We start from the raw sequence: 12,522 nt of genomic DNA on the forward strand, positions 1-12,522 counted from the left end.
CCGACTGGAATCACGCAGGGGAAAATCGACACGAAGCACTGGCTGGACCCAACGACAACGGGTAGCCACCTGGAATGGCCATGGCGGATTCGCTCGCGTGGCTTTCGCGGGGCTCAAGCTTCCATATGGTCCTGTGCCGCCACCACCTGATTGCGCCCCTCCCGCTTGGCCCGATACAGCGCCTCGTCGGCGCGTTTGAGCGCTTCCTGGGGCAGCTCGTCCTGCTGCAGCCGGGTCACGCCAATGCTGGCCGTGAGGGGAATGAGCTGGTCGTCATGACCGGTGAACTCGGTCTTTTCGACGGCGTATCGAATACGCTCGGCCACTTCCATCGCCCTGGCCTGGCCGCTGCCGACCAGAATGATCACGAACTCCTCTCCGCCATATCGCGCGATACAGTCATGCCGACGCGTCTGACGCACCAGCAGCTCGGCAAACTGACACAACACACTGTCACCGACCGAGTGCCCGTAGCTATCGTTGATACGCTTGAAATGGTCGAGATCGACCATCAGCAGAGAACAGGGAACGCTGCCAAGACTGTCCTGACCCTCGGTGTCACGCTGCCAGGCCTGGACCTTTTCCAGATGCAGCTCCAGTGCGCCGCGGTTGAAGAGCCCGGTCAAGGCATCATGCGTGGCCTGACGATAGAGCCGCAGCAACAGGCTGAGCTGGAAGTGGTTGGCCGCCATGGAAACGATCAGCAGGCTCGAAAGCAGCCAGAAGCTCTCCACCCCGCGCCCGGTCAGCCAACTCCCATCGACCACCTGCGAATACACCAGCAGCCCAAGCATGGCCAGGCCGGCACCGAGCGACTCCAGCAAGGTGAAGGGAAAGACGCTCAACGCCGCTACCAGCAGGAATGGTATGAAGCCATAGCCCACCAGGTTCTGGACCTGCTCGGCTGGCAGCATGACCAGCACGAACAGATAGAAGCCCGCCGGCAGCGCCAGCAGCATGCCGGCACTGAAGCGAATGCGGCGTATCCGCTCGCAGCTGAAGTAAGCCAGCAGCAGTACGACCACCAGCCCCAGCAGCAACCCCACCCGCCCTGCCAGGCTGTACCACAGCAGCTCGCTCGGCAGCACCAGGGCATCCACCACGATCCACAACGGTGAAAGCAGCGCGAAGAGGAGCCCCAAGGCCAGCACGCGGCTGCGCAGATAACGCGCATGCGCGAAGGCGAAGTCTCGCGAATGGTGGCGGCTGCTCACGGTATCGCGCAGGGCGCTCAAGCCAACGAACAGCTCGTGCCCCACTTCGGGCGGCTCGGCCAGCGCATCCAGCCGGCGGCTCTCGTATTCACGGGGTTCACTCGACTTGCTAAAGAGCATGACTTGGCCTTGTAGAGCGGCCGCACTTCCCGATGGCCGATAAGGAAACGCTGCACACCCGCCTGAAAGCAGGGTAACTGTGCAGATTCGTCGTTATATCAGAGCACGCTCAACGTAACGAGCCCCAAAGGGTTGACATGCGACAAACACTGAGCGATTCCACCGCTATTTCACGTATCTCGTTTCGAACGACTCATTTCAAACGACTCATTTCAGACGCGTTATCGACAGGAAGCGCCCCTCCGGCGTGAAAGAGAGGCGAAACGTGCCGTGCACGCCATCCCGGCCGACTACACGACGCAGCGCCTCGGCAGGAAACACCACGCGGCGGCCATCCAGGCTATGGGCCATCACCTGCCCTACCCTGCCCTCGTAATGGGCAAGGCAGGTCTCGGCGGAAAGCTCCAGCACGACATCGATACTCGGCATGCGTTTCGATTGATCCTGTGGTTCCAATCCTGTGGTTCCGGCCCTGACGTTACAGTTCTGCAGTGTTGAATCAGCAGCTTCTCATCGATGGCTCTCGGCCTTATTCTACGTTCGACCCTACACCAACGATAAGAGCCCAGTGCTCAACGACGCAGGAACACCACAGTGACAACGATCCCTTCCTACCGCCCCCACCTGTCGAGCGGTGCACTACTCGTGCTTGGCCTTGCCATGACATTCGGCACGGCTCAGGCCCAGGCGCCCGACTGGACCGCCGACCCCAGCTACGGCAGCCATCACCTTGCCGCCGGTTTCACGCCCGACCCTTGGGTACAGCGCCTGCAGGCGGGCGGCTCCACGGAAGTGAATGGCAAGCTGGGGCCGAACTGTACCGGCTTCATCATGGCCAGCGCCCCGGACATCGACCTGCACTACAGCGCCGGCAGCATGCCGCTCTACATCACCGTCGAATCCAACGCCGATACCACCCTGGTCATCAACGCCCCGGATGGCCGCTGGTATTGCAACGACGACTTCATCGGCCTGAACCCGCTGGTGATGTTCCAGAACCCCGCCAGCGGCATGTACAACATCTGGGTAGGCGTGCACGGCAACGACGAGATGCAGCCGGCCACCCTGAAGATCACCGAGATGAATCCGACCCACTGAACTTGCCGGAACGCTTCTCGCCTCGGCCGGCTCGGCGGTGCGGCCCTGCCGGCCTGGGCGAGTTGGATCGGCAGCACGGTTGGTGCGTGGTGTAGGTGAGCTCAAGCATGCTCATCACGACCCTTGGTGAGACGGCTGGCACTGCACCACACGCGATGAAGCAACAGGCCCGCCAGCACGCCCACCATGCCGACCATGTCAAACCACAGGCCGGGGGTGACCATGACGATAGCCCCTGCGCCTACCATGAGCCGAGGCAGCAATCTCATGCTCTCCCCCAGTTGGCCAATGGCTGCCACCGACAGGAAACCGATGCCCATCATCGCGCTGAGCACGGCAAGCACAATGGTCAATGGATCACCGGCCAGGGTCAGTTCAGGGTTGAGAATGAACAGGAACGGCAGCAGGAAAAGGCTGCAGGCCAACGTCAGCGCATAGCGGGCGGTGCCGAGGAAGGTTCCTCCGCTGATCGCGATAGCGGCGAAGATCCCTGCCGCTACCGGCGGAGTGATCGCCGAAACGCTGGCGAAGAAGTACAGGAAAAGGTGAGACGGAAGGCGATCGAAGCCTAGATTCAGCAAGGGCGGAGCTAGCACCGCGGCTCCCACCGCGTAAGCCGCCGGGGTCGGCATTCCCATGCCGAGCACGATGGCCAAGGCCATGGTCAGCAGCAGCGAGACGATCAGGTAATCGCCACCGATGGAGAGGATCACCTGCGACAGCGTGACCCCAAGCCCCGTCAGGTTGATCACCGAGACCATCACCTGAGCGGCAGCGATGATCATGGCAATGTACACCACGCTGAGCGAGGCGCTGTAGAGCCCATCATAGGTGGCACGTAGTAACTCGGCCACGCGTCCTTGCACCGATGCTTTCTTTGGCCGTGGCGCCGGCGCCTCGAGCCCCACCAGATCACGCGATCGATCGCTGGCTTCGGTAACACTCTTACGTTGCGGCAGCAGCGAGCTGATCGTCATCATGAAGAGAATCGACATCAGCGACCAGAACACCGCCGTCTGGATGGTGTAATGCTGCAGAATGAAAAACAGCAACACCCCGATCGGTATCAACAGGTTGGCCATGGCCCATGGCTCGAAGGCCTCCCGGCGCGAGGGGATCAGTTGCGGCGGCAGCGCCTCGAGCCCGTAGCGACGGGCCATCAGATAGACCCCCAATAGCAGCGCAGTAAAGAACAGCACCGACGGCACCAGGGCGGCCTTCACCACCTCCAGATAGGGGATGCCCAGCAACTCCGCCATCAAGAAGGCGCCGGGGCCCATGATGGGCGGCATGATCTGTCCGCCAGTGGAAGCGACAGCCTCGATGGAGCCAGCCAGGTTGCGATTGAAACCCAGCCGTCGCATCAGTGGGATGGTCAATACGCCGGTACTGGTCACGTTCGCCACCGTACTGCCGTTGATCATGCCCATGAAGGCGCTACCGATAACCGCCACCATGCCCGCCCCGCCACGTAAACGCCCACCCAGGCGCATGGCAATGCGAATGAAGGTGTCGCCTGCCCCGCTGACGTTGAGCAGCGCCCCCAGAATCAGGAACAGTGCCACCACCGTGGCAGAAATCCCCATGAGCGTGCCCAGCACCCCGTTGTTGCCCAGATAGAAGACGTAAATCATCCTCTCGAGCGACAGGCCTCTGTGCCCGAACGGGTCCGGAAGATAGGGGCCAAAGTAGGCATAACAGCAAAACAGCGTGATCAGCCCGACAAACATCCAGCCCAGGGTACGCCGCACCGCCTCAAGCAGCAGCAGGAACAGCGACACACCAAAGACCTTTTCCATCGCCTCGTTCACGTACCAGTTGCTCATGACGATAGCGTCATAATTGACGAACACGTAACCCAACAGAACCACGCAGGCACAGGCACAAGGCAGGTCGATGAGGTACAGTTGCAGGCGCGGAAAACGGGGGCGCCCCTGGTAGAGCAGAAACACGAAGAACAGCGCCCCGCCCAGATGGACGGCACGCTGCTGATAATTGGGAAGCGTGCCCACACCGGCCGTCACGACGTGAAACAGAATCCATGCCAATGCCAGGCTTCCGACCAGCCAGCCTGCTACTCCGCTGAAGCGGCGTAAATGCGTGACGCGTTCATCTGAACTCATAGAAGAAGCCCCGACATCCCGAACTCACCATCGACAAGCGGAGCAGAGCCCTAGGCCCTACTCCGCCTACCATGCGACGTAGAAAAAGCTGCCAAGCCGGTAGTTACTCGGCATATTCGGACGGAATCAGGCGCTCGGGAACGTCGTGGCCCTGTTCCTCGAGATAGCGCACCACGCCTGCATGTAGCGGCGCCACGCTCGCATTGAGTGTCAGCTGCACCGGGTCGATAGCAGCAGCCGGCGCATAACCATCGGCCGCCGCCTGGATGCCAGCCTCGGAGAAAGCGCGCGCAACGATGCCGTAGGCGGTCTCCTCGTCTAGCTCGCTGGTGGTGTTGATACCGATGCCGGTCTGAATGGTCACCAGGGGGCTTTGCTGCTCGCCGTAATGATCCTGGGCATCGATTTCACCGACGCTAAAGTAGGGGCGTGCGTCTGCGACTTGCTCCGCCTGCTCCTGAGACATCGAAAGCAACCGCACAGGGCGTGATGAATGCGCCTGTTGAATGTAACCGTCAGGATGCAAGCCGGCCTTGACGAAGGCATCCAGACGCCGGTTCTGGTAGGCATCCAGTGCATCGCTGGCCCCGGCGCGATAGTAATCGGGTTCGATACCCAGAATCTCGAGCACCGTCTCGGTCTGCCCTTCGGTCGCGGTGCCCCGGCCACCGGAGTTGAAATCCCGGCCTTCCAGGTCCTCAAGCGAATGAATGTCAGTATCTGCCGAAACGACCCAGTTCAGCGGCAGCGGGGCGAAAAAATACAGGGTGCGCAGGTTCTCTGCCGGCGAGCCATACTCGCCCTCGCCCTGCATGGCCTGGTGATCGGAAGACGTCACCGCGATGCCCATGTCGACTTCGCCACGTAGCAGCCCCTGGGTCGAGGCCGAGGCACCTCCGAGTTCCTGGATGCTCATGTTGACGCCGTCGACGTTGTCGTTCCAATCGGATACCACGGCTACCTGGTAGGAGTAGAATGCTGAGCCACTATGAGTACCGCCCATGGCCAGACGCGCCTGGGCTTCCGAGTCCAGTGGCACCAGACCGAGCGCAAGAAAGCCCGCAGCGCTGAGAGTGAAGGCGTTCAGGGGAAAGGAAGTTCGATGCTTGATGATAGGCATTGTTGTTGTCCTCTTGGCTTGTCCGTGGTGCGTTGGCTTTGCTCGCTGGGAAATGTCGTCCTTCCCTGGGGGTCAGGTTTGCCGGAGCGCAAGCTCTCTCAACCTGCTGCCGGCTCGTTTTCCTGCTTAGTACAAACCTAGCAGATCTTCACGCATGTGTAATACTATTCAGCAAACCGAATAAAATGAAAGGACCGCCTGACCGAATTTCGCAAACGCTTGCGCATCAAGTACCCTTGCGGGGTCGGCGGGGCCTCAAGAGCAATGGACGAGTCACTATGAAGCAATCCTCTAGCGTCAGCACCGGCATTGGCCAGAAAGCCCCTTCCCGGCCCGAAAGCGTCAAGACGGCAGCCCGCACCCTGAGCCTCTTCGAAGCCTTCGCCGAAGCCCAGACCCCTCTCTCGCTGACGGATCTTGCCAAGCGCATCGATGCCCCGGTCAGCAGCTGCCACGCCCTGGTCAAGACCCTGCAGACCCTGGGTTACGTCTACGTATTGGAGCAAAAGAAGCGCGTCTACCCGACCAAGCGGCTGCTGCAGATCGCCCAGTCGATCGCCTCGCATGACCCGTTGCTCGAGAGTGTCTCGCCCGTGCTGCAGGACCTTCGGGACGAACTCGGTGAAACCGTGATTCTCGGGAAGCGCCAGGACTACAGCGTGGTGTACCTCGACATCATCGAAGGCACCCATACCGTGCGCTATGCCGCGAGCCCGGGTGACGCCAAACCGTTACATTCCAGCGCCATCGGCAAGGCCATGCTCGGCGAGGAAAGCGGCATGCGGTTGCAGAGTCTGCTGGAGCGTCTTCCCTTGCCCAGCGTGACATCGAGTACCATTACCGACCGCGACCAACTGCTGGATGACATACTCAATGGCCAGCGTCGCGGCTACTTCGTCACTCGCGGCGAGAATGTCGATGACGTGATGGCGCTCGCCATCGCCCGACCGGTGTTCGGTGAAACATTGGGGCTGGCCATTGCCGGGCCGATGGAGCGTATGTCCCGTCACTACGAGCGGTACCGCGAGACCCTGATACGACATGGCGACCGGCTGGCCTCGCTTTGACTTGGCCCGTGGCATTCACGAGTCGTCGATGCTGTCTTCTCCACGGGCGAAGATCACATCGCGATAGCTGCGGCCGGCAGGAATCATGGGAAAAACATCGCTTTCCCGCTCCACCATCACGTCCAGTAAATAAGGCGCTGCGGGATCAGCCAGCATTCGCTCAATGGCGGCAGGCAAGGATGCCGTGTCCATTATCCGTTCGGCAGCAACCCCATATCCTCCCGCTATTGCGAGAAAATCCGGGTAAGGGGCACTTTTCTTGCCGATCTCGGTCTCGAACAGCATGTCCGCCGTAGCCGACACGACCCGATTGCTCGCATAGATCATGTCCTGCCACTGGCGCACCATACCCAGCCATTGATTGTTGATCACGACCACCTTCACAGCGATGCCATTGCGCCGGCAAGTAGAAAGCTCATTGATCACCATATTGAGGCTACCATCGCCATCGATATCGATGACGGTGGAGCCCGGCGACGCCACCTTCGCGCCAATAGCAGCTGGCAACCCGAATCCCATGGTGCCGAACCCGGAACTGGACAAAAAACCACGCGGCGTTGATACCTGGCAGTGTTGCATCGCCCACATCTGATGCTGGCCGACACCCGTCGTGACGATAGCGTCGGCTGGCAGGTGGCCGGCCAGACAGGCAATGACCGACGCCCCCGTCATGCCACCCTCTTGCGTTTTCGGCTCCAGCGGATACTGAAGGCCAACCCGCTTCAGGTAGCCTTGCCACTCGCTGGTTTCAAGCGGCACAGCAATCTCCAGCAGTTGCCAGAGTGCATGCCGAAGATCGGCGGTAATGCCCATGTACACGGGCTTATTCTTACCGATCTCGTTGGCGTCCACATCGATATGCACGATACGGGCAGCATGGGCGAAGGCCTCGGGGTCGCCGATGACCCGGTCATCGAAGCGAACGCCCAGCGCCAGTACGAGATCGGCTTCGTTCACCGCCACATTGGCCATCTGAGCCCCATGCATGCCCAGCGGACCCAGCATGAGGGAATGGTTCGCCGGCATGGCACCCAAGCCCATGATCGTCAGTGCCACAGGACATGCCAGTCGCTCCGCCAGCTTGACCAGCAAGGCACCGGTATCCGAGCTGATAACGCCACCGCCAGCATAAATCACGGGACGCTTGCTGGATCGTAACAGGTCACGGACCGTCTCGACCTGTTCGGCAGACAAGGCCGTGGTCATGTTGAAAGTCGCTGTATGGTGCGACATATCGAGACCGTCCAGCACCGGCATGGCCGGTAGTACCGCCTGCTGGACATCCTTCGGAATATCCAGCAGTACCGGGCCAGGGCGCCCCTCAAGCGCCGTTCGGCACACTTGGGACAAGGCAGCGGCCACCTCCTCTACGGCTACAACCTGGATTGCCTGCTTGGTAATGGGCGTGACGACCGAGACGATATTCACTTCCTGGAAGGCATTACGCCCCAGCCAGGTCGTCGCAACATTTCCCGTGATGGCCAGAATCGGGATGGAATCGCTATTCGCATCGGCAATCCCCGTCACAAGGTTGGTCGCGCCCGGGCCAGACGTGGCCAGGCATACGCCAAGACGACCACTGGATCGCGCGTAACCCTGGGCAGCGAAAACGGCACCTTGTTCATGCTCTGTGCGAATGAGTCGAATATCCACACGGGACAGGGCGTCCAGAACCTCCAGGTTGGCACCGCCCGGGTAGCAGAACACCGTACTCACACCCAGTGCCACCAGGCCATGAGCCAATACATCGGCGCCTTTAATAGGCTCCCCTGCCACCGGCTGCATCGTTTTCATGGCTGATGCTCCTGTCTTCAATGGCTCACCTCGGAGGCCCATCATCAAAGGCCTGATCGAGTTCGTTGATGGTCATCCCCGCGTAGCTCGCCGCCGCCCCACTCAACTCCCAAACGGAGGTGCCGTTGGCAATCGCCTCGATGGCTTCGTCCTCCTTGCGCATGCGGGCGATGGCAAGGTCCACTACCTCGTCGGCGCATTGCTTCGGCACACGCAAGACACCATCTCCGTCGGCGACGATGAGATCCCCCGGGTTCACGGTCACGCCATCGCACACGATGGGCGCGTTGACCGAACCGTGCCCACACTTGTCCGGATGAATCGAACTGACATGCGTGGACCACACGGGAAAGCCCAGGGACCGTACCGTATCCGTGTCCCGTACGCTGCCGTGGACCACAACACCGGCCAGCCCTTTCTTCAGCGCGTACCGTGTCGCCACATCGCCCCACTGTGCGCCTGAGGTCGGTGCAGCGCAGACAACCACCAGCACATCGCCCGGTTTCGCCAGGTACAGGGCACGATGCATCATCAAGTTGTCGCCCGGCGCGCAGTAGGCCGTGACCGCAGAGCCAACGATTCTCGCTCCCTCCAGCCGCGGACGCATGGCGCTGGACATGAGTCCCGAATCGCCGGTCGAATACAGGGCCTCGTGAAGGTCGGAGACCGTAACAGCCCGGGCCTTGTCGCAGACGGCATCATTAACGCGGTTTACGCGCATATATACTTTGGATCGCAGCACACCGCTCTCCTCTCGTTTAGCTTGCACCGCCAGAGGCGCAGACGACTGCCGTGACCTGGCGTAGCGGGACACGACAGCCTTGATGGCACTAGTGCGGTGAGCAGTAAGCCTCGTTCGACAGGCGGAACGTCGTGCGCTTCATGAGCCTCGGTTGATCGAGGCGCATCTCGTCACGACGGTGCATGGTGCAGCCGTTGTCCCACATGATCACATCTCCGTTGTAGCACTTGTGTCGGTAGACAAAGTCCTCCCGGCCGCCGGTCTCGAAGAGTATGGGCAGGATGCGCGCATTCTCTGCCTCGCTCAGGCCTTCGATAGCCACCAGCGTCGTAGGGTCGGCATATAACGCTTTCCTGCCGGTAACGGGATGCGTTAGCACCACCGGGTGATGGGCATCCGGCAAGCTGGTCATGGCCTTGACCTGCTCGCTATTCTTGTCCTGAAGCTCCAGCGGATTGAGGATGGCAAGACGCTTCTCGTACTTGTACACGCCCATTCGGCCGTCGATCTTTTCCTTGATCTCATCCGGCAGAGCCTCCCAGGCGGCATACTGGTTCGCCCAGTAGATATCGCCACCATCCTTGGGCACTTCCACGCCGTAGAGCAAGGCGCCCGTAGCCGGCCTCTCCTTGAAGGTCTGGTCCGAGTGCCAGTCGACATCCTCGCCGCCGGCAAAACCACCGATGAAGCTGCCATCGGCATAGCGTAGGGTGCTGAAGTAAATAATCTCCTCGAAGTAGGGTGACTGGATATCCTTGCGGTTAGCGCTTTCGCAGTTCCCGAAGAACCCCGAGAACTCTACCTGCTCACTTTCGTGCATGGACTGCCGCCGGAACACCATCACCGGAGCTTGTTGCCACAGTTGCTGGAGTTCCTGCATGGCATCGTTGTCCTGCAACATCAGGTCTATCCGCTCATCGATTTCCACCACGAAACCGTCCATCAGAAACTGATGTTTCACTTTTCCCGGTTGAATTGACATGGCAATCTGACTCCTGGAATGTTTTGACTTAACGGCCGTCGAGGCCAGCGGCACGGATTACCTCGCCATAGCGGTCCCGTTCGCCCTGCTCCCACGCTTCCAGTTCCTCGCGCTCCATCCATGGCGACAATTCGAAGCCGAGGTCGCGCATGCCGTCAGCGGTGGCCGGATCGTTCAGGATCGTGCGCATTTCGTCGCGCAGACGCTCCCGAATCTCATCCGGCGTGTCAGAGAGAACGTAGAGTACGTTCCAGGCGGTCACACTGAATCCATCGATCCCCTGCTCCGCCACTGAGGCCAACTCAGGCAGGGAGGAAGCAGCACTGGGAGACGTAACGGCAATGGGTGTGAGCCGCTCGAAGTGGCGACGGGAGGCACCCAGGGTGTCGATCAGCACCGGCACCTGGTTGCCCAGTACGGCGGCAGTGGCTTCGGCGGAACCGCCGTAGTTGATGCCATTCAGAGGTGCGCCTTCGTCTTTCAGCAGTTCCAGTACCAGTTGGGCCGTGACACTTGGAAGTGCAACATCCACCGCACCCGGATTGGCCTGGGCATACTCCATCAATTCCGGTATGGAGCTGACGCCGATGGATGGATGCGCCGAGATCGCCATGGGAATGACGATGGTGGCGGCAACAGGATCGAAATCGTCGGCCGCATCATAGCCAGGATCCTTGAACATGGAGGGATTCATGGCATGCGTACCGGAGGCTCCCATCAGGATCGTGTAGCCGTCCGCCTCTTCGCGGGACGCCGAGGCCGTGCCAACGTTGCCACCGGCACCCGGCCGGTTATCGACCACCACACTCTGTCCCAGTGCGTCAGACAGCTTCTCGGCATAGTAACGTGCCGCGAGATCCGTCCCCTGGCCTGCGGGATAAGCCACGATCATGGTGATGGTCCGGCTTGGATATTCATCGGCGATGGCACCACCGGCCAACGCCAACGTGGCTATTGCACCAACCGCCGCCCCGAACAGTCTGGATTTGACAGTCATCTCTGGTACTCCTTGCATCAAGTCCCGATCGGGACGCGTTTTATTTCTCCTCACCCGAAATCGAGCGGAGAGTCTTGATGCATGGCCGCAAAATCCGTCTATCGCAGATATTCCGGACCAAGCGCATCAAAGCGGGTGCAGCCGATCTGCCCCAAGACCAGGTCGATCTCGTTGTGGATGATCTCCAGGGCTCTGTCGGCTCCGGGCTTTCCGCCGGCCACTACGGCATACAGAGTAGGGCGACCGAAAAAACAGAAGCGTGCTCCCAGACAACGGGCAATCGCGATATCCGAACCACGGCGAACGCCGCTATCCAGCATGATGTCCAGTCGATCCCCGACGGCCGCATGAATCTCGGGTAGCAACGCGATGGGCGACGGTGCGCAGTCCAGCTGCCGGCCGCCGTGATTGGAGATAATGACGCCCTGAACACCCAGATCGGCCGCCATGCGCACATCCTCTGGATGCATCAGCCCCTTAATGGCCAGCGGCCCCTTCCAGGTGTCCCGGATCCATTTCAGCGTGTCCCAATTGGTCATGGACGCCGGCGTCAGGCTGCCGTACATGTCCGCGATCTCCGCAGCGCTTGCGCCCTGGCGACCGTAAGGTTGCCAATTGTTCATCATGGGCATGCCGCCGGAGCGCAGATAGCGCAGCACCCAGGCCGGATGCCCCAAGGCATCGAGTACGATAGCGGGCGTCATCCGAAACGGACGAGTGAAACCGTTTCGCCGGTTTCGCTCGCGGTTCGAGTTCACCGGCACATCCACCGAGATCACCAGCACTTCGATATTGGCATCGGCGGCTCGGCGAATCAGATCCCGATTGATTCCATCATCGGAGGTGCAGTACATCTGGAACCACAGATTCTTCGGGGCGATCTTCACCGCGTCTTCCAAAGCAATATTGCTGGCGCTTGATAGCAGGAACGGCACGTTTGCGTCCCTTGCTGCCGACGCCAGCATGCCATCAGCACCTTCACGAAACAGGCCCGCCAACCCGGTGGGTGATATGCCGATCGGGCTTGAATAGGTCTTTCCCAGCACGGTGGTGGACTGCTCCCGCTCACAAACACCAGCCAGATACCGGGGAACCAACGTATGCTGCTCAAAGGCTCTCCGGTTACGCTCGAGACAGACTTCATCGTCGACCCCACCGTCAATGAAGTCAAAGGCGATCTTAGGCAATTTGCGTCGGGCCATGGCCCGGAAGTCGTGCAAGTTAATGGCCTGGTTGATGTTCATGCGCTGAAACAACTCTTGTTA

11 protein-coding genes are annotated in these 12,522 nt (G+C 60.5%); 2 read left to right on the forward strand and 9 right to left on the reverse strand.

The genetic code is table 11. The features are described from left to right. Positions 1-113: 113 nt before the first annotated feature. Both ACUY1T_RS03210 and ACUY1T_RS03215 read right to left on the reverse strand, forming a co-directional pair. Positions 114-1,334, reverse strand: coding sequence for a diguanylate cyclase (locus tag ACUY1T_RS03210; RefSeq protein WP_446020289.1), 1,221 nt, complete (start codon positions 1,332-1,334; stop codon positions 114-116). Between the two features lie 207 nt (positions 1,335-1,541). Continuing rightward, positions 1,542-1,763, reverse strand: coding sequence for a DUF2835 domain-containing protein (locus ACUY1T_RS03215; RefSeq protein WP_446020290.1), 222 nt, complete (start codon positions 1,761-1,763; stop codon positions 1,542-1,544). 165 nt (positions 1,764-1,928) lie between these two features. On the opposite strand from ACUY1T_RS03215, the gene ACUY1T_RS03220 reads away from it, so the two are divergent. Continuing rightward, complete coding sequence (locus ACUY1T_RS03220; protein ID WP_446020291.1) at positions 1,929-2,432, forward strand: hypothetical protein; 504 nt, start codon at positions 1,929-1,931, stop codon at positions 2,430-2,432. Between the two features lie 101 nt (positions 2,433-2,533). On the opposite strand, the gene ACUY1T_RS03225 is transcribed toward ACUY1T_RS03220, so the two are convergent. Next, positions 2,534-4,555, reverse strand: a complete 2,022-nt coding sequence (locus ACUY1T_RS03225; RefSeq protein ID WP_446020292.1) for a TRAP transporter permease — start codon at positions 4,553-4,555, stop codon at positions 2,534-2,536. Between the two features lie 103 nt (positions 4,556-4,658). Then, positions 4,659-5,675 carry a TAXI family TRAP transporter solute-binding subunit gene (locus ACUY1T_RS03230; protein WP_446020293.1) on the reverse strand — a complete coding sequence of 339 codons (1,017 nt, stop codon included), beginning with the start codon at positions 5,673-5,675 and terminating at the stop codon, positions 4,659-4,661. A gap of 278 nt (positions 5,676-5,953) precedes the next feature. Here ACUY1T_RS03230 and ACUY1T_RS03235 point away from each other — a divergent pair, with 278 nt between their 5' ends. After that, a complete protein-coding gene (locus ACUY1T_RS03235) occupies positions 5,954-6,742 on the forward strand; it encodes an IclR family transcriptional regulator (protein WP_446020294.1) in 789 nt (262 codons plus the stop codon). A 15-nt stretch (positions 6,743-6,757) separates the two neighbouring features. On the opposite strand, the gene ilvB is transcribed toward ACUY1T_RS03235, so the two are convergent. From ilvB to ACUY1T_RS03260, 5 genes are all read right to left on the reverse strand, one after another. Next, positions 6,758-8,536, reverse strand: a complete 1,779-nt coding sequence (gene ilvB, locus ACUY1T_RS03240) for a biosynthetic-type acetolactate synthase large subunit (RefSeq protein ID WP_446020295.1) — start codon at positions 8,534-8,536, stop codon at positions 6,758-6,760. Positions 8,537-8,561: 25 nt separating this feature from the next. Then, entirely contained in the window at positions 8,562-9,278 is a 717-nt protein-coding gene (locus ACUY1T_RS03245) for an RraA family protein (protein ID WP_446020296.1), read from the reverse strand. 88 nt (positions 9,279-9,366) lie between these two features. Next, complete coding sequence (locus tag ACUY1T_RS03250; RefSeq protein WP_446020297.1) at positions 9,367-10,314, reverse strand: TauD/TfdA dioxygenase family protein; 948 nt, start codon at positions 10,312-10,314, stop codon at positions 9,367-9,369. Beyond that, positions 10,289-11,257, reverse strand: coding sequence for a Bug family tripartite tricarboxylate transporter substrate binding protein (locus tag ACUY1T_RS03255; RefSeq protein ID WP_446020298.1), 969 nt, complete (start codon positions 11,255-11,257; stop codon positions 10,289-10,291). Before ACUY1T_RS03255 ends, ACUY1T_RS03250 begins: the two co-directional genes overlap by 26 nt. A gap of 98 nt (positions 11,258-11,355) precedes the next feature. Further along, a complete protein-coding gene (locus ACUY1T_RS03260) occupies positions 11,356-12,501 on the reverse strand; it encodes an alpha-hydroxy acid oxidase (protein ID WP_446020299.1) in 1,146 nt (381 codons plus the stop codon). Positions 12,502-12,522: the final 21 nt, after the last annotated feature.

It is taken from the genome of Billgrantia sp. Q4P2, from assembly GCF_052806135.1.